Origin of the sequence: Devosia honganensis (assembly GCF_042648785.1) — a bacterium.
In the GTDB taxonomy this organism is placed as follows: domain Bacteria; phylum Pseudomonadota; class Alphaproteobacteria; order Rhizobiales; family Devosiaceae; genus Devosia; species Devosia honganensis.
Genome location: NZ_JBHRYD010000001.1, coordinates 368,428 through 384,173, shown reverse-complemented (window position 1 = coordinate 384,173; position 15,746 = coordinate 368,428). Strand labels below are relative to the sequence as shown.

Genomic DNA, 15,746 nt, shown 5'->3' with positions numbered 1-15,746 from the left:
TCCTTTACGTTGATCTTGTCGTTGTCGCGCCCGGTTTTCCGGGTCGGTTCCCAATGGCGTCAATCATGATTGGCCGCATTGAGGAATTGCTTGAGCCGGGCGGAGCGGGTGGCGCCGAACACCTCGTCGGGTGAACCTTCCTCCTCGATCAGCCCTTGGTGCAGGAAGATCACCCGGTCGGATACCGAGCGGGCGAAATCCATGTCATGGGTCACCAGCACCATGGTGCGCCCCTCGTCGGCGAGCAGCTTGATGACGCGCAACACCTCGACCTCGAGCTCGGGGTCGAGCGCCGAGGTCGGCTCGTCGAACAGCATGACGCGCGGATTGATGCAGAGTGCCCTGGCGATGGCGGCGCGCTGTTGCTGGCCGCCTGAAAGCTGGGCGGGATAGGCGTCCGCCTTGGCGCCGATCCCCACCTTGTCGAGCATGGCGCGGGCCTCGGCCTCCACTTCGGCGCGCTGGCGCTTCTGCACCACCAGCGGCGCTTCCATGACGTTTTCCAGAATGGTCAGATGGGCCCAGAGATTGAAGGACTGGAACACCATGCCCAGTTCCGAGCGGATGCGCCGGATCTGGTTCTCGTCGCCGATGCGGCGCTCCGGTCCCTCGCCCTTGAGGGCGACGGCCTCGCCATCGATGAGGACCTCGCCCCGGTCGGGAATCTCGAGCATGTTGATGCAGCGCAGCAAGGTGGACTTGCCCGAGCCCGAAGAGCCGATCAGCGAGACCACCTGTCCTTCGCGAGCGATGAAGGATATGCCTTTGAGCACTTCCAGAGCGCCGAAGGACTTGTGAAGATTGCGCAGTTCGACAACCGGCGACGCCTCCGCTGCGGAGGGCTCAGCTTGCTTCATACTCACCACGGGGCCCGCGACGCGGGACGCCTTCCTGACTGGGCGACTGCCTTATTATCGGGGATGGCAATCTTGACCGGTTGGTAGAAAAGCAGAAGACGGGGAGATAGCAAGCGAAAAAGGCCGCCAAGGCCCCGGACGCCCCGGAGCGGGCGGCCGGACGATATCTTCTCTGGGCCGTTACCCCTCGAAAATGGAAGGGGGGCGGTGCGTCAGGTGCGCCGGAAGAACCCGATCACCAGCGAGATCACCAGGAAGGCCAGGAACAGGAAGAACAGAATCTGGGCGATGCCGGCGGAAGCGCCGGCAATGCCGCTGAAGCCGAGCACGCCGGCGATGAGCGCGATGACCAGGAAGACGAGAGCATAGTAGAGCATGGGGAAACTCCATGATTTATCCCTGCTCGATAAATGGATGGCAGGCATCGGGAGTTCCGGCAAAAATGGCAAAAGGCCGGCGCTGGGGCCGGCCTTTGCACAGATTTTTACCTCGCCCGCTTTAGGCCGCGGCGCGTGAGCCTTCATCGAAGAAAAGCGCCTGGCTGATCAGCGCCTTGACCATTTCCGGGTTGAACGGCTTGGTGACGAGGAAGGTGGGCTCGGGCCGCTGTCCGGTCAGCAGGCGCTCGGGGAAGGCGGTGATGAAAATCACCGGCACGGAATGGGAGTTGAGGATGTCGTTGACGGCGTCGATGCCCGAACTGCCGTCGGCGAGCTGGATATCGGCGAGGATCATGCGCGGGTTGGTCTGGCCGAACAGCGCGACCGCCTCCTTGTGCGTGCGGGCGATGCTGACCACCTTGTGACCGAGGCTCTCCACCATCTGCTCGATGTCCATGGCGATGAGCGGCTCGTCCTCGATGATCATGATCTCGGTGGCCACCTGCCGGGAGATGTCGGCCGAGGCGGTTTCCACCAATTTCGCGAATTCCTCCTCGCTGGTGGAAAGGATTTCGGCCGCCTGGGCATGGTCGAAGCCTTCGACGGCGACGAGCAGGAAGGCCTGGCGGGGAAGCGGGGCCAGATTGGCCAGATTCGCGGCGGCGCGCTGCTCCCAGACGAAGCTGGATGCCGGCTCGGGCACCGAAACGGCCGAGGAGGAGAACAGCGCGGAAAACAGCTTGTAGAGCGCGATGCGATCGCTGGAGGCTTCGGGGAAAAGCGAAATATCGGCGATCAGGGTTTCCAGCGTGGCGGCGACATAGGCATCGCCCGAGGTCTGCGAGCCGGTGACGGCTCTGGAGAAACGCCGCAAATAGGGCAGGTGCGGCGCGATCCGCGTGGACAATGACATTAGCGAGGTCTCCCAGGTGACGCTGACGTGTTATCACGACGAGGGGAAACGTGCTCCTTGGAGAAAAGTTCCGTAACGGAGGGAACTTTTCTTCGCCTCTGTGCATTTGGGGGAGCGAAGAGGGCAGATAATAACGAGACTGATCGGTCGACCAATAGCATGACAAAGGATATTCGGGTGAGCCAGCAACGTATGCGAATGCAGGCGGGGCGGGCAGATGACGGGCTGGGTCCGACTTCGGACATCGGTTCGCGTCTGCGTGCCCTCTATGGTGCTGTCCAGGACGAGGGCGTGCCTGAGCGACTTCTGGATCTGCTCGAAAAACTCGACAGCGTGGAGAAGGCGCGGACGGAGAAGCAATCAGCGCAGGACGGGGAGTGACGGCATGGCGCCCGAGGGTACTTCGTTCAAGCGCGAAATGCTGGCTACGCTGCCGAGCCTGCGCGCCTTCGCCGTGTCGCTGACGGGCAAGCACGACAAGGCCGACGATCTGGTGCAGGACACGGTGATGAAGGCGTGGGCGAAGCAGTCCAGTTTCGAGATGGGCACCAATATCAAGGCGTGGCTGTTCACCATCCTGCGCAATGAGTTCTACAGCCAGATGCGCAAGCGCGGCCGCGAGGTCCAGGACAGCGACGGGATATTCACCGAGCGCCTCTCGGTTCATCCCGCGCAATATGGCGCCATGGACCTCGAGGATTTCAAGAAGGCGCTGGCCCAGTTGCCCGACGACCAGCGCGAGGCGATCATCCTGATCGGGGCCTCGGGATTTTCCTATGAGGAAGCGGCCTCGATCTGCGATTGCGCCGTGGGGACGATGAAAAGCCGGGTGAGCCGGGCGCGCTCCCGCCTCACGGAACTGCTCAAGATCAGCGGCGAATCCGATTTCGGCCCCGATGCCGTCTCGGCCCAGGTCACCTCCGGCAATCAATCCTTCTAGCGGCGCTGCCGCTGCGGGGCAGTCCTTTTCCCGATGGCCTCAATACTGCCATTGCCGATGCGCAAAGCTTGGCATCATGATGGGACGGAGCCGGCTGCCGGCTCCGTGTGGCGGACAGGATGGGCGTCTTGGCTGAGAAGCTTGCGAGTATCGGCGTGCCGAATGCGGTTCGTCCCACCGCGCGGCGGCTGGCCATCTGGGCGTCCCTGGTGCTGATCTGCCTTGCCGCCATCGCCTCGCTGATGCTGATGCGCGGGATAGACCGGCAATTGCGGGACGTCACAGACACTTATGCGGTACGCACCGCCGCGCGCGAATTGACCCATGCGCTGAGCCAGGCGGAGGCCGGCCAGCGCGGCTTCCTCCTCACCGCCGATCCGCAATTCCTCGAATCCTATCGGCGCGCAGTGTCGAGCATCGACCGTCGGGTAAACACCCTCCTGGAGATGACGGCCGGCGATGCCGGGCAAAGCGCGCGGGTTGCCAGCATCACCGGAGACCTCGCCGGCAAGATGGCCGAGATGGCCCGAACACTGGAACTGGCCACCAGCCAGCGCGGCGCGGAAGCCCAGAGTCTGACCGAGACGGGAATGGGCGCCCGGCTGATGGCGGAAGTGAGTGCGACGCTCGAGGATTTCATCGCCGAGGAAGATAGCAAGCTGGAAATCCGCAACCGGGCCATCGACCAGACCCGCATCGGCCTGGTGATCGCCCTGCTCGCGGCGCTGGCGGCGGCGGCTATTCTCGCCTATGCGCTGCTCACCCGGACGCAGCGGCAGGTCAGCGCGCTGGCCCAGAAGCATCTCGGGCTGATGAGCCAGAACGAGGCGCTGGAGGCCGAAGTGCTGGAGCGTACGCGCGATATCGAGGAAGCGCGCACCCATGCGGAACGCGAAAGGCAGCGCGTCGAGGCGCTGCTGCAGGACACCAATCATCGGATCGGCAACTCGTTGGCCACCGTCTCCTCGCTGCTCGCCTTGCAGGTGATGCGGTCGCGCAGCGAGGAAGTGAAGACCGCCCTCGAAGCCGCGCGGCTGCGCATCCACGCCATCGCCTCGGCGCATCGGCGACTGCGCCTGGGGGACGACATGGAATCGGCGAGTGCCGAGGATTTCCTGTCCTCGGTCCTCGAGGACATCGCCGCGACCAGGACCGATGGCGGCCGGGTGGAGCTGCGTGGCGATATCGACCCCATCGTGGTGAGCGCCCGCGACGCGACCACATTGGGCATTCTCGTCAGCGAACTGGTCACCAATGCCTTCAAGCATGCCTTTCCCGATGGACGCAAAGGGTCGATCACGGTCAGCCTTCTGCGCAATGCCGATGGCGTTCCGACCCTCAGCGTCGCCGACGACGGCATCGGCCTCGACAATGGCGAGGCGGTCAGGGACGACGGGTTGGGGTCGGTGATCGTGCGGCAGCTCGCCGGACAGTTCGGGGGCGAACCCGTCTATGAGTCCTCGCCCGCCGGCGGGCTTGCGGTCAGCATCGCGCTGCCGGAACTGGGGCGGCCGGCCGTCGCCGCAGCGGAGGACTGACCATGCGGGTCCGCGCCATTCTCAATCGGGACGGGGGCACCTTGCGGACCATGGACATGGAGGCGCTCCGTGCGCGCGCCCTCGAAGTGTTCGAGGCGGAAGGGCATGAACTGGACTGCCGCGTGATCGGCAGCGATGCGGTAGGCGCGGAACTGGAGACGGCGGCCGCCGCGTCCGATGTCGATGCGCTGATGGCGGGAGGCGGCGACGGTACCGTTTCCGCTGCGGCGGCCACGGCCTATCGCAGCGGCAAGCCGCTGGGCGTGCTGCCTGCCGGGACGATGAACATGTTTGCCCGGGCCCTGGGCATGCCTGCCGATCTCGACGCGGCGCTGCTCGCCATCGCCGGGGGAACGATCGATCATGTCGACATCGCCACCGCCAATGGCCGACCCTTCGTGCATCAGTTCGGCGTGGGCATTCATGCACGGCTGGTGCGCATCCGCGATGGCATGGCCTATCGCGGCCGCGCCGGCAAGATGCTCGCCAGCCTGCGCGCCATCGTGGCGGCGGCGATCGATCCGCCGCGCTTCGAGGTCGAGCTCCGTTCGGCGAAAGGCACCGTCAGGCGCGTCGCTTCGGGGATCGCCGTATCCAACAATCCGCTGGACGATGGCCCGGTGCCGGTGGCGGCCCGCCTCGATACCGGCCGGCTGGGCGTCTATGTGGCCGATAGCGTCACCAGCCGCGAATTGCTCAATCTGGCTTTCGACGTGATGACGGGCGGGTGGCGCGCCAATGCGGCGGTGAAGGAGGTGGAGGTCAGCGAACTGGTGCTGCATTTTCCCAGGCGGAAGCGCGGTGCGCATGCCGTGGTGGACGGGGAACTGATCGATCTGGAGACGAGCGTGACGCTCGAAATTCACCCAAAGGGGCTTTCCGTCATCCGTCCCGGAGGGAGTGGATGACGGAACCCGTTTTCAGCGATCCTCGGCTTCGGATCGGCGCATCAGAACATAGGCGAGCGCGGCAAGCGGCAGGCCGACGCGCAGGACCACCGGAGACCGCATCACCATGGGCAGGGCGGTGATGGCGGCAGAGGTCAGCAAGGCACCGGTTTCGCTGGCATGGCGACGCTCCGTCTGCTCCCGCCGCTGGCGCCCGCGGCCGATCAGCATGCCCAGATAGACGATCAGCGCCAGGAGCAGGAAGATGCCCGCCAGGGTCAGTGCCGCCAGCACCGGGCCGATGATCTGGGCCAAACTCATGAAACCGGCCGCTATGAGAAATATCGCTGCGACCAGCAGCAGCAACCCGATCGTGCCATAGGCCAGTGCGGCGGCTCTGGCCTTGGTCATGAGTTTTTCCGTTTCCAGGCCGAGCAGTGCCGCAAGCGGCGCGAGCAGGCCCATGGTCAGCGCCGCGTCAGAAGAGCCAGGAGAAAGCCGGCACCGACCGCTGCTGCCACGGCGGTGAGGGGCTTTTCACGGATCGTGTCCTTGATCTGCTGCTCGACTTCGCCGACCTGCTCCTGGGCGTCGTCCAGCATCTTCTGGCCCTGGCGCTGCAAGTGCTTGAATTCGGATGAGGCAATCTGGCGCGCTTCGCCCACCTTTTCGCCGGTCAGCTTGCCGAGCGTGTCGGTGACGGCCTTGAGATCGGCCTGAAGCTGCGAAATCTGGGCTTCCAGTTCCTTTTCGCGTCCCTGCGAGGTGCCGCCGGATTTACGGCGGGTTGGAGCCATGTCGCTGGTTGTTGCCATGAAGCGTTCCTTTCATGCGAGTTGAGATGCGGCGGTCCCCGACCCCGCACGCTGCGCAAAAATTTCCGGCAGATCGGCGCCGGAGGCGAGGGTGCGGACCGAAATGGGGGCGGCATCGGTCCGCTGCGGGCCGTCCCCTGAGGAGCGGCCCGTTTTCACCGGATCGGCTAAATCCGTCCCATCAGGACGAGGATGAGCACGACGATCAGCACCACACCCAGAATGCCGGAGGGGAAATAGCCAAAGCCGCGCGAATAGCCCCAAGTGGGCAAAGCGCCGATCAGAAGCAAAATGAGGATGATGAGTAGAATTGTGCCGAGCGTCATGAAACCCTCTCCTATCAGTCGATATATCGATGCCGTGCTGCTGCGACCCTAGAGCAAAGCGACGAGCAGGGCGGTGGCCGTGGCCAGGATCAGCGAAGCCGGCAGCAAAGCCACGGCGACTTCGGCAAAACGGGGCTGATTTCCGATATGTTCGCCGGACCATACGGCACTCGCACGGCCGGCTTCCTCGAGCGTTCTGACTTCCAGATGCTGCATCGTCCGTTTCCCGCGACCCGGATCGGCCGGACCATTCCACGCGGCCGACGGGCCGCGTGTCATGAAAACGGAAGGCGAGGAAATTGGTTCCCGCAAGGGTCAAGGGAAGATCCGCCGCCAGGCGGTCTCAGCCCATGGCGTCCAGGATCTGCCGCTGTTGCAGCATTTCGAGGAAAATCCGGTAGTCCCTGTCGAACTGGTCCCGCGCCGCCGGATCGGGGCGGTGAGCCGTCCCGCCCTGCTGCATGGCCCGGCATGCCTGTTCGAGGCTGGGATGGAGGCCGGCGGCGCTGGCCGCGATCATGGCCATGCCGAGCAGGGTGGCGTCAGGGGTCGACGGCTCGATCACGGTACACCCCGTGGCATCGGCATAGAGCCTGAACAGCAGCGGGTTTTTGGTGTGGCCGCCCACCACATGGATGGTGTCGATGGCATAGGGGCCGGAATTGAGCACTTCCAGAATGTGGCGGATGCCCAGCGCGATGCCGACGCAACTGCGCCAATAGAGCCGGCACAGACTGTCGAAATCGCTGTCGAGGGTGAGGCCGGAAATGACGCCGAGCGCCCTGGGGTCGGCCAGGGGCGCGCGATTGCCGTGGAAGTCGGGCAGGACGTGCAGGCGGCGGGCGAGGCCGTTGCCTTCGACGCGCTGCAGCTCCAGCACCCGCTCGCAGACCATCCGGTGCCGTTCCGCCGTGGGCTCGCCGCCGGCGCCGTGCCATTGCAGGATGTGGTCGAGCAGCGCGCCCGAGGCGGACTGGCCGCCTTCCATCTGCCAGAAGCCTGCCAGGATGGTGCCCAAATGTGGTCCCCATATGCCCTTGATGGGAGTGCCGGTGGTCGACATGGCCATGACGCAACTGGAGGTTCCGGCGATCAGGGCGCAATGCCTGTTCATGCCGGCGGCGTCCGCGGTCAGGGGACCCAGCGTCGCCAGGGCACCCGCATAGGCGTCGACGACGCCGGCGCCCACCCGGCAGGCCGTGGTGAGGCCGAGCTCTCCCGCCGCCTCAGCGGTCAGCGGGCCCAGATCGGCGCCCACCGGCGTTGCCCGGTCCGGAAGCCCGGCGCGTTCCAACAGATCGGGAAGCCCCACGCGCTCGAGGAAATCCCGGCGCCAGCCTTCGGGGCGATGGGCGAGGAAAGTCCATTTGGTGGCGAGCGTGCATTGGGAGCGCGCCGGCGAGCCGGTGGCCTTCCAGGACAGGAAATCGGCCAGGTCGAAAATCTGTCCGGCACGGGCCCAGCTTTGCGGCAGGTGCCGTTTGAGCCACATGAGCTTGGGGATTTCCATCTCGGGAGACATGACGCCGCCGATATTGTCCAGCACTTCATGGCCGGTATCGGTGCATTCCTGCGCCTCTGCGATGGCCCGGTGGTCGAGCCAGACGATCGTGTCCCAGCGATCCTCGCCATCGTCCGATACGGTGACCGGCTCTCCTTCCGCATCGCGAACGACGAGCGAGCAGGTGGCGTCGAAGCCGATGCCGATGACGCTGGCCGGATCCGCGCCGGCCTCGGCCAGCGCCCCCCTTACGGCGGCGCAGACGGCGGACCAGATCTGGGCGCTGTCATGTTCGGCGAAATCGGCGCCGGTGCGACGCATGACGATGGAACTTTCATGGCGGCCCAGGAGTTTGCCGTCCCCGGAAAAGACGCCCGCCCGGGCGCTTCCCGTCCCCACATCCACTCCCATGAGGAGGTTTTCCGACACCAGCCCACCCTCGCCACCGATCCGGGCCGGACCATACGTGAGCTAGAGAGCGTCTGCCAAGTAGCGTTCGAGCGTCGCCGCCGTGCCGATGGTCCAGATCGTGGCAAGCGCGTGCGAGAAGGTCTCGATAAAGCCGGCATCTTGGGAAAGCGCGCCGTAAATATCGGTCATCTCCAGCCAGGCAGCGGGATTCTTCCGTGCTCTTTCTGCCTGCGCGGTGAGCCGGTCCCAGGCGGGATCGTTGGGCTCGATCGTCGCGCCGCTGTCGGTGGTGCCGTGGCAATAGCGGCACCAGAAGGCCGAAACCAGGGCCAGGCCCGTCAACCCGGCGCCGGATTCTATCCGGTCCGCTATCGAGGGCACGATGAATTTGGGCTGCCGATTGGAGCCGTCGAGGGCGAGGCGCCGGACGGTGTCGCCGATGCGGGGATTGGCGAAGCGCTGTTCGCACAGCCTGAAATAATCATGGAGATCGGTATCGGGCACCGGGGGCACGACGGGAATGATCTCTTCCCGCTCCACCTTCCGCAGGAAAGCGGAGATGAGGGGATGCTCCATGGCCTCGTGCACGAAATGGATGTCCAGAAGCCCCGCCGGATAGGCGATGGTGGCATGGCCGCCATTGAGGATGCGGATCTTCATGTGCTCGTAGGGCGCCACATCGGACACGAATTGCACGCCGACCTTTTCCAGTGCCGGCCGTCCGGCAGGAAAATCGTCCTCCAGCACCCATTGCCGGAAGTTTTCGCAGAAAACCGGCGCGGCATCGTCGATGGCGAAGGCGTCGGCGAGAATGCGGCGCTCGCGCTCGGAGGTGGCCGGGGTGATGCGATCCACCATGCCATTGGGGAATGAGACGGTCGATCTGACCCACTGGGCCAGTGCCGGATCGATGAGCGCGGCGAGGCCGGCGACGGCGTTTTCGGTCACCGCGCCATTGCCGGGGATATTGTCGCAGCTCATGACGGTGAAGGCGGGGATGCCGGCATCGCGGCGGCGCAGCAACCCGGCGAGGATCAGGCCGAAGACGGTTCCGGGCGCGTCGGAATGGGCGGCATCGTGAACGATGTCGGGATGGCTGGGATCGAAGCTCTGGGAGGCCGGATCGATATAGTAGCCGCCCTCGGTGATGGTGAGGGAGACGATGCGCGTATTCGGATCGGCGAGGCGGTCGATAATGGCCTCGGTGTCGCCGGGGCTCAGATAATCGATCATGGCACCGGTGACCCGGGCCGCGCTGCCATCGGCCTCCTGCTCGACCACGGTGGTCAGCCAATCCTGCGCGCGCAATTTGCCGCGCATGACCTCGTCGGCGTCGCGCACGCCGGCGCCGATAATGGCCCAGTCGTGGTCCTCGCCCAGATTGAACAGGGCATCAAGATAGACCGCCTGATGGGCGCGGTGGAAATTGCCGATGCCGAAATGGAAGATGCCGGGCGAGAGAGTTTCGCGCCGGTAGCGGGGCGTCGCGGCGGTCTCGATGGCGGGGAGGGCGGCAAGGGAAAGCCTGGTGGTCATGCGGTTTCCAGTCCTGCTCAACTTTCGATCTCGGCGTCGGGGCGTGCGCCCCATTCGGCCCAGGATCCGTCATAAACGGCGACCTCTTTGGCGCCGGCCTGCTCGAGGGCGAGGGCGAGGGTGACGGCGGTGATGCCGGAGCCGCAGGAGGTGATGAGCGGCCTGTCCAGCGCGACGCCGCGCTCGGCAAACAGCGCCCGCAGCGCCTCGGGGGATTTGAGCGTGCCGTTTTCGCTCAAGAGGCCGACCGGAACGTTGAGGCTGCCCGGAATATGGCCCGAGGCGAGGCCGGGACGCGGCTCGGGCACCTCGCCATGGAAGCGCGGCGCCGGGCGCGCGTCGATGATCTGGGCGGCTCCATCCTTCGCCCGCGCCGCCACCTGGTCGAAATCGACCACGGCGCTAGCGTCGAAGCGCGGGGTAAAAACCACGGCCTGCCGGGCGACGATGCCAGCTTCGACGGGTCGGCGCTCGTGACGCCATTTGGGCCCGCCGCCTTCGAGCATGACGGCCTTGGACGCGCCGAAGGCGCGGAAGGTCCACCAGGCGCGGGGCGCGCTGAACAGGCCGACCTCGTCATAGACCACGATGGTCATGTCCGGGGAAATCCCCAGCGCGCCGACGGCGCGGGCGAATTCGGCGGGCGCGGGAAGCATGTGCGGCAGGTCGGTGGCGGCATCGGCGATGACGTCGATGTCGAAAAACACCGCGCCGGGAATATGGCCGTCCAGATATTCCGCCTGGGCGTTGCGGGCGGCATTGGGCAGGTGCCAGCTGGCATCGACCACGACGAGGCCGGGATCGGCCAGGTGCTGGGCCAGCCATTCGGTGGTGACGAAAGGAGAGGTCATGGTGTTGCTCCGCTGGAAAAGCGCGATCCCGGGGGATGGCAGCGGCATGTTATCGGCCGCCGCCTTCGCCGTCATCCTCGGCCTGGCAATCTTGTTCAAGCCCGGGGCGCAGGCCCAGAGCTTTCGCGCAGCACCAGTTCCACCGGCCAGAGTTCATGCACATCCACCAGCGGCTTGCCGGCCAAGACCTGGGCGATGAGCTCGGCAATGCGCACGCCCGCCTGGCGGATGGAGGAACGCGTGGTGGACATGGAGGGGTACATGTTGTCGGCGTTGAGATAAGGGAAGACGTCGTCATGGGCGATCATGGATATGTCGGTGCCCAATTGCAGCCCCGCCTGCCGGATGGCCCGGAAGACGCCGAGCGCGGTCATCATGGAGCCGGCGAGGAAAGCGGTGGGGCGGGGCCGCAATTCGAGCATGGCCTGGGCGCGGCGGAAGGCGATCTCGTCGGTGAACGCGGTATTGCCCACGAGAGCGGGGTCGACCTTGATGCCGCGGGCCGAGAGCGCCGCGCGATAGCCGATTTCGCGATGTTCGGCGAAAGTGCGTCCCTTGACGCCGTTGAGCAGGGCGATGCGGCGATGGCCCAGATCGAGCAGATGGCTGGTGGCGCGCTCGAGGGCGCCCTTGTTGTCGATATCGAGCCAGGCCAGGGGATGTCCGATCTCGGTGCGTCCGTGCAGGACGAAGGGGATATTGAGCTGCATCAGCAGTTCGGCGCGCTCGTCGCGAATGGTGGGGGAATGCAGGATGACCGCATCGACCTTCTGGCTGGCGGCGAGGCGCCGATAGGCAGCCAGTTCCTCCTGATGGGTGGCCACGGTGGTCACCAGCATGTCGATCTCGCGGCTGGCCATGGCGCCGCCCAGCCCGGAGAGGAATTCGGACATGTGCGGCCCCAGTTCGTCGGCGCCGCGCAGGACGAGGCCGATGGCTCCGGCACGGCCGGTGGCAAGGCGCAGGGCGCTGGCATTGGGCCGGTAGCCGAGACGGTCGGCAGCATCGGCGACGCGGCGGCGCGTGGCCTCGTTCACCTCGGGATAGCCGTTGAGGGCTCGGCTGACCGTGGTTTGCGACAGACCGAGATGCTCGGCGAGGTCTTTCAGTCTCATAGCAACCTGGCCCGGATGGTTCGACACCGGCCGCCGTCCGGCCGGGCGCGCGGCATGCGACTTGCCATTTAGGGCAGGCAGCCGCTCATGCACAGCGCCAACTGCCTTCCTCCCATAAAACTGCATTCAAAGCGATTTCAAATTCGAGTGCAAGAGGTGGAAAGCGGCGCGGCCCCCTTGAGGTGCGTACATCAATTCAAACTGGAGCAGAATTGGCCAGGAACAGAGATAGTTTCGGCCAACATATTGAGAAATAATCAGAAATTCTAGGTGCATCGGAAAATTCCGCGAATTCGTCTCGCGGGCCGCTTGACAGTAAAACGGCCGTCTGGTTCCCTTCTGTTCAAAGCGCTTTGAGGCGACCGCCTGTCGGGCCCGGCTCGGAACGCTTTTAGGGGGAGGAACGGGCCAGGCGCAATCACGCCCGGCCCGTCGAACACGCCTCTCCGCGACGTGTTTCTTTCGGGAGGATTTCCAATGAAAATCAACAAACTGCTCGTTGGTCTGCTGACGAGCGTGACGCTGGTGGCGGGCGCGGCACAGGCGGCCGAGCTGTCGGTCGTGTCGGGCGATACCGGCACCGGGCTCGAATTCCTACGCGGCCAGCTTGACAAGTTCGAGGCCGATACCGGCCACACCGTCACCATCGTGCCGATGCCGTCCTCGACCACCGATCAGTTCGGCCAGTACAAGCTCTGGCTGGCCGCGGGCAACACCGATATCGACGTCTACCAGACCGACGTGATCTGGGCGCCGCAGCTCGCCGATCAGTTCCTCGACCTCTCCGAGGCGGCCAAGGACGTGGTGGGTGACCATTTCCCCTCGATCATCGAGTCCCAGACCGTTGACGGCAAGCTGGTGGCCATGCCGGCCTTCACCGATGCCCCGGCGCTGTTCTACCGCAAGGATTTGCTAGAGAAATACGGCAAGGACGTTCCCGCGACCTGGCAGGAACTGACCGATACCGCCAAGGAAATCATGGATGGCGAGCGGGCCGACGGCAATCCCGAAATGTGGGGCTTCGTCTTCCAGGGCAATGCCTATGAGGGCCTCACCTGCGACGCGCTGGAATGGGTGAAATCCTATGGTGGCGGCCAGATCGTGGAAGCCGACGGCACTATCTCGATCAACAATCCGCAGGCCGCCGCCGCCATCGACCTTGCGGCAAGCTGGATCGGCACCATCTCGCCCGAAGGCAACCTCGCCTATATGGAAGAGGAAAGCCGCGGCGTCTGGCAGCTCGGCAATTCGGTGTTCCACCGCAACTGGCCCTATGCCTATTCACTCGGCAATGGCGAGGACTCGCCTATTGCCGGCAAGTTCGACGTCGCGCCGCTGCCGGCCGGGGAAGGGCCCGAGGCCCGTTCCGCGGCGACGCTGGGCGGCTGGAACGTCGCCGTCTCCAAGTACTCGCCCGATCCGGATGCCGCCATCGAGTTGGCGCTCTATCTGAGCTCGGCCGAAGTGCAGAAGGAGCGCGCGATCCTGCAGTCCAACCTGCCCACCATCGAAGCGCTCTATGACGACGCCGATATTGCCGAGGCCCAGCCGATCATCCCGGCCTGGAAGGAAATCTTCCAGAATGCGGTGCCGCGCCCGTCCGCGCCGACCAAGGTGAAGTACAACGAGGTCTCCTCGCTGTTCTGGAGCGCCGTGCACGACACGCTTTCGGGCAATGGCACGGCTGCCGAAAACCTCGAGCTCCTCGAGGCCGACCTCGCCGATCTCAAGGGCGACGCCTGGTAAGTCCTCCCGGGTAGCCTGAAGCAGGGCGGGCGGGCGGGAGTTTCCCGGCCGCCCGCCCTGTGCGAAAAAAAGCCTCGAATGCTTCGGGAGGAGATGAAGATGGCGACCGAGACATTGGGCGCGGCCAGCGTGGCGCCGGCACCCAAGATCAAGTCGGAACTGATGGAGCAGCGCGTGCGCTCCGCACGGCTGTTCCTGATACCGATGCTGGTCGCGCTGGCGGTGGTGGCCGGCTGGCCGCTGCTGCGCTCGATCTATTTTTCCTTCACCGACGCCTCGCTGAGCAATCTGGACGCGGCGCAATGGTACGGCGTCGGCAATTATCTGCGCTGGCAGGTGCTCGACAGCGGCGCCGTGCGCTATCGCGGACTGCTGGTGGACACGGCCTGGTGGAACGCGGTCTGGAACACGGTGCGCTTCGCCTTCATCTCGGTGGCGTTCGAGGCGGTGCTGGGCATGATCGTGGCGCTGGTGCTCAATGCCGAATTCAGGGGGCGCGGCCTCGTGCGCGCCGCCATTCTCATCCCCTGGGCCATTCCGACCATCGTCTCGGCCCGTATGTGGGGCTGGATGCTCAACGACCAGTTCGGCATCCTCAACGATCTGGGCATGCGGCTGGGCCTGCTGAGCCAGAAGGTGGCCTGGACCGCCTCGGCCGACACGGCGATGACGGCGGTGCTGATCGTGGATATCTGGAAGACCACGCCCTTCATGGCGCTCCTGGTGCTGGCGGGCCTGCAGATGATCCCCAAGGACATCTACGAAGCCGCCGAAATCGACGGCGTGCATCCGGTCAAGCAGTTCTTCAAGATCACGCTGCCGCTGGTGCGCCCGGCGCTGATGGTGGCGATCATCTTCCGCCTGCTCGACGCGCTGCGCATTTTCGACCTGATCTATGTGCTGACGCCCAACAGCGCGGCGACCAAGACCATGAGCGTGCTGGCGCGGGAGAATCTGTTCGACTTCGACAAGTTCGCCTATGGCTCGGCCATGTCGACGCTGCTGTTCCTGATCATTGCGGCGCTGACCATCCTTTATATCTGGCTGGGCCAGGTTCGTTTCGACGGGGGAGACCGCTGATGGGCGCGACGTTCAACCTGTGGAAATTCACCAAATGGGTGCTGTTCTACCTGCTGGTGGCGGTGATCGTGGTGATCAGCGTATTTCCTTTCTACTACGCCATCCTGACAAGCTTCAAATCGGGCACGGACCTGTTCCGCATCAATTACTGGCCGACTTCGTTCAGCCTCAACAACTATTTCAACGTGCTCAATACCGGCAGCTTCCCGCGCAATCTGCTGAACTCGGTATTCATTTCCGCGGTCACCGTGCTGCTGGCGCTGTTCCTGGCGATCACGGCGTCCTTCGCCCTCAGCCGGGTGCGGTTCCGGGGGCGGGGGCTGTTGCTGATGACCATTCTGGGCGTGTCGATGTTCCCGCAAATGGCCGTGCTGGCCGGACTTTTCGAGCTGATCCGGTTTCTGGGCATCTACAATACGCCCTGGGCACTGATCTTTTCCTATACGATCTTCACCCTTCCGTTCACCGTCTGGGTGCTGACCACCTTCATGCGTGACCTGCCGGTGGAGATCGAGGAGGCGGCCATCGTCGATGGCGCGTCGCCCTGGGTCATCATCACCCGCGTCTTCATGCCGCTGATGTGGCCGGCGCTGGTGACCACGGGCCTGCTGGCCTTTATCGGGGCGTGGAACGAGTTCCTGTTCGCGCTGACGTTCACGGCCAGCAACGACACGCGCACCGTGCCGGTGGCCATCGCGCTGCTCTCGGGCAGCACGCAATATGAAATTCCCTGGGGTAATATCATGGCCGCGTCGGTGATCGTCACCGTGCCGGTGGTGGTGCTGGTGCTGATCTTCCAGCGCAAGATCGTCAGCGGGCTGACCGCCGGCGGCGTGAAGGGCTAATGGAG

At 64.9% G+C, this 15,746-nt stretch carries 18 protein-coding genes; 7 read left to right on the top strand and 11 right to left on the bottom strand.

Annotated features, from left to right (window positions below):
* Nucleotides 1–59 precede the first annotated feature (59 nt).
* The 3 genes from ACFOOL_RS01905 to ACFOOL_RS01895 all read right to left on the bottom strand — a co-directional run bounded on the left by ACFOOL_RS01905 (nt 60) and on the right by ACFOOL_RS01895 (nt 2,150).
* Nucleotides 60–857, bottom strand: coding sequence for an ABC transporter ATP-binding protein (locus ACFOOL_RS01905; RefSeq protein WP_380094366.1), 798 nt, complete (start codon nt 855–857; stop codon nt 60–62).
* A gap of 212 nt (nt 858–1,069) precedes the next feature.
* Nucleotides 1,070–1,234, bottom strand: a complete 165-nt coding sequence (locus tag ACFOOL_RS01900) for a DUF1328 domain-containing protein (protein WP_380094365.1) — start codon at nt 1,232–1,234, stop codon at nt 1,070–1,072.
* Nucleotides 1,235–1,355: 121 nt separating this feature from the next.
* Nucleotides 1,356–2,150, bottom strand: a complete 795-nt coding sequence (locus ACFOOL_RS01895) for a response regulator (protein WP_380094363.1) — start codon at nt 2,148–2,150, stop codon at nt 1,356–1,358.
* Nucleotides 2,151–2,327: 177 nt separating this feature from the next.
* Here ACFOOL_RS01895 and ACFOOL_RS01890 point away from each other — a divergent pair, with 177 nt between their 5' ends.
* The 4 genes from ACFOOL_RS01890 (at nt 2,328) to ACFOOL_RS01875 (ending at nt 5,536) form a co-directional block, all read left to right on the top strand.
* Nucleotides 2,328–2,531, top strand: a complete 204-nt coding sequence (locus ACFOOL_RS01890) for a NepR family anti-sigma factor (protein ID WP_380094362.1) — start codon at nt 2,328–2,330, stop codon at nt 2,529–2,531.
* Between the two features lie 4 nt (nt 2,532–2,535).
* On the top strand, nt 2,536–3,090 hold the full coding sequence (locus tag ACFOOL_RS01885) for an RNA polymerase sigma factor (protein ID WP_380094360.1): 555 nt from the start codon (nt 2,536–2,538) through the stop codon (nt 3,088–3,090).
* 128 nt (nt 3,091–3,218) lie between these two features.
* Nucleotides 3,219–4,628, top strand: coding sequence for a sensor histidine kinase (locus ACFOOL_RS01880; protein WP_380094358.1), 1,410 nt, complete (start codon nt 3,219–3,221; stop codon nt 4,626–4,628).
* A 2-nt stretch (nt 4,629–4,630) separates the two neighbouring features.
* Nucleotides 4,631–5,536, top strand: a complete 906-nt coding sequence (locus ACFOOL_RS01875) for a diacylglycerol/lipid kinase family protein (protein WP_380094357.1) — start codon at nt 4,631–4,633, stop codon at nt 5,534–5,536.
* Nucleotides 5,537–5,548: 12 nt separating this feature from the next.
* Here the strand turns inward: ACFOOL_RS01875 and ACFOOL_RS01870 are convergent, their stop codons facing one another.
* From ACFOOL_RS01870 to ACFOOL_RS01835, 8 genes are all read right to left on the bottom strand, one after another.
* The gene (locus tag ACFOOL_RS01870) at nt 5,549–5,980 is read right to left on the bottom strand and encodes a hypothetical protein (protein WP_380094355.1); all 432 of its coding nucleotides are present in this window, start codon (nt 5,978–5,980) and stop codon (nt 5,549–5,551) included.
* A 2-nt stretch (nt 5,981–5,982) separates the two neighbouring features.
* Complete coding sequence (locus ACFOOL_RS01865) at nt 5,983–6,330, bottom strand: DUF883 family protein (protein WP_380094354.1); 348 nt, start codon at nt 6,328–6,330, stop codon at nt 5,983–5,985.
* 167 nt (nt 6,331–6,497) lie between these two features.
* Nucleotides 6,498–6,656 carry a DUF3309 family protein gene (locus ACFOOL_RS01860; RefSeq protein ID WP_380094352.1) on the bottom strand — a complete coding sequence of 53 codons (159 nt, stop codon included), beginning with the start codon at nt 6,654–6,656 and terminating at the stop codon, nt 6,498–6,500.
* A gap of 48 nt (nt 6,657–6,704) precedes the next feature.
* Entirely contained in the window at nt 6,705–6,872 is a 168-nt protein-coding gene (locus ACFOOL_RS01855; protein WP_380094350.1) for a hypothetical protein, read from the bottom strand.
* A gap of 127 nt (nt 6,873–6,999) precedes the next feature.
* Nucleotides 7,000–8,568 (bottom strand): FGGY-family carbohydrate kinase, encoded by a 1,569-nt coding sequence (locus ACFOOL_RS01850; RefSeq protein ID WP_380095892.1) that lies wholly within the window; start codon nt 8,566–8,568, stop codon nt 7,000–7,002.
* Nucleotides 8,569–8,628: 60 nt separating this feature from the next.
* Complete coding sequence (locus ACFOOL_RS01845) at nt 8,629–10,104, bottom strand: mannitol dehydrogenase family protein (RefSeq protein ID WP_380094348.1); 1,476 nt, start codon at nt 10,102–10,104, stop codon at nt 8,629–8,631.
* 17 nt (nt 10,105–10,121) lie between these two features.
* A complete protein-coding gene (gene sseA, locus ACFOOL_RS01840; protein WP_380094347.1) occupies nt 10,122–10,955 on the bottom strand; it encodes a 3-mercaptopyruvate sulfurtransferase in 834 nt (277 codons plus the stop codon).
* Nucleotides 10,956–11,050: 95 nt separating this feature from the next.
* The gene (locus tag ACFOOL_RS01835; protein ID WP_380094346.1) at nt 11,051–12,070 is read right to left on the bottom strand and encodes a substrate-binding domain-containing protein; all 1,020 of its coding nucleotides are present in this window, start codon (nt 12,068–12,070) and stop codon (nt 11,051–11,053) included.
* 477 nt (nt 12,071–12,547) lie between these two features.
* Between ACFOOL_RS01835 and ACFOOL_RS01830 the strand changes: the two genes are divergently transcribed.
* The 3 genes from ACFOOL_RS01830 to ACFOOL_RS01820 all read left to right on the top strand — a co-directional run bounded on the left by ACFOOL_RS01830 (nt 12,548) and on the right by ACFOOL_RS01820 (nt 15,741).
* A complete protein-coding gene (locus ACFOOL_RS01830; protein ID WP_380094345.1) occupies nt 12,548–13,816 on the top strand; it encodes an ABC transporter substrate-binding protein in 1,269 nt (422 codons plus the stop codon).
* A 93-nt stretch (nt 13,817–13,909) separates the two neighbouring features.
* On the top strand, nt 13,910–14,896 hold the full coding sequence (locus tag ACFOOL_RS01825) for a carbohydrate ABC transporter permease (protein WP_380094343.1): 987 nt from the start codon (nt 13,910–13,912) through the stop codon (nt 14,894–14,896).
* Complete coding sequence (locus ACFOOL_RS01820) at nt 14,896–15,741, top strand: carbohydrate ABC transporter permease (RefSeq protein WP_380094341.1); 846 nt, start codon at nt 14,896–14,898, stop codon at nt 15,739–15,741. The genes ACFOOL_RS01825 and ACFOOL_RS01820 overlap by 1 nt, the downstream gene beginning before the upstream one ends.
* The last annotated feature ends 5 nt before the right edge of the window (nt 15,742–15,746 follow it).

Bases quoted from the DNA above. Each gene is read 5' to 3' on its own strand.
- ACFOOL_RS01905 (WP_380094366.1), bottom strand. From the start codon at position 857: ATGAAGCAAGCTGAGCCCTCCGCAGCGGAGGCGTCGCCGGTTGTCGAA.
- ACFOOL_RS01900 (WP_380094365.1), bottom strand. From the start codon at position 1,234: ATGCTCTACTATGCTCTCGTCTTCCTGGTCATCGCGCTCATCGCCGGC.
- ACFOOL_RS01895 (WP_380094363.1), bottom strand. From the start codon at position 2,150: ATGTCATTGTCCACGCGGATCGCGCCGCACCTGCCCTATTTGCGGCGT.
- ACFOOL_RS01885 (WP_380094360.1), top strand. From the start codon at position 2,536: ATGGCGCCCGAGGGTACTTCGTTCAAGCGCGAAATGCTGGCTACGCTG.
- ACFOOL_RS01875 (WP_380094357.1), top strand. From the start codon at position 4,631: ATGCGGGTCCGCGCCATTCTCAATCGGGACGGGGGCACCTTGCGGACC.
- ACFOOL_RS01870 (WP_380094355.1), bottom strand. From the start codon at position 5,980: ATGGGCCTGCTCGCGCCGCTTGCGGCACTGCTCGGCCTGGAAACGGAA.
- ACFOOL_RS01865 (WP_380094354.1), bottom strand. From the start codon at position 6,330: ATGGCAACAACCAGCGACATGGCTCCAACCCGCCGTAAATCCGGCGGC.
- ACFOOL_RS01860 (WP_380094352.1), bottom strand. From the start codon at position 6,656: ATGACGCTCGGCACAATTCTACTCATCATCCTCATTTTGCTTCTGATC.
- ACFOOL_RS01855 (WP_380094350.1), bottom strand. From the start codon at position 6,872: ATGCAGCATCTGGAAGTCAGAACGCTCGAGGAAGCCGGCCGTGCGAGT.
- ACFOOL_RS01850 (WP_380095892.1), bottom strand. From the start codon at position 8,568: ATGGGAGTGGATGTGGGGACGGGAAGCGCCCGGGCGGGCGTCTTTTCC.
- ACFOOL_RS01845 (WP_380094348.1), bottom strand. From the start codon at position 10,104: ATGACCACCAGGCTTTCCCTTGCCGCCCTCCCCGCCATCGAGACCGCC.
- sseA (WP_380094347.1), bottom strand. From the start codon at position 10,955: ATGACCTCTCCTTTCGTCACCACCGAATGGCTGGCCCAGCACCTGGCC.
- ACFOOL_RS01835 (WP_380094346.1), bottom strand. From the start codon at position 12,070: ATGAGACTGAAAGACCTCGCCGAGCATCTCGGTCTGTCGCAAACCACG.
- ACFOOL_RS01830 (WP_380094345.1), top strand. From the start codon at position 12,548: ATGAAAATCAACAAACTGCTCGTTGGTCTGCTGACGAGCGTGACGCTG.
- ACFOOL_RS01825 (WP_380094343.1), top strand. From the start codon at position 13,910: ATGAAGATGGCGACCGAGACATTGGGCGCGGCCAGCGTGGCGCCGGCA.
- ACFOOL_RS01820 (WP_380094341.1), top strand. From the start codon at position 14,896: ATGGGCGCGACGTTCAACCTGTGGAAATTCACCAAATGGGTGCTGTTC.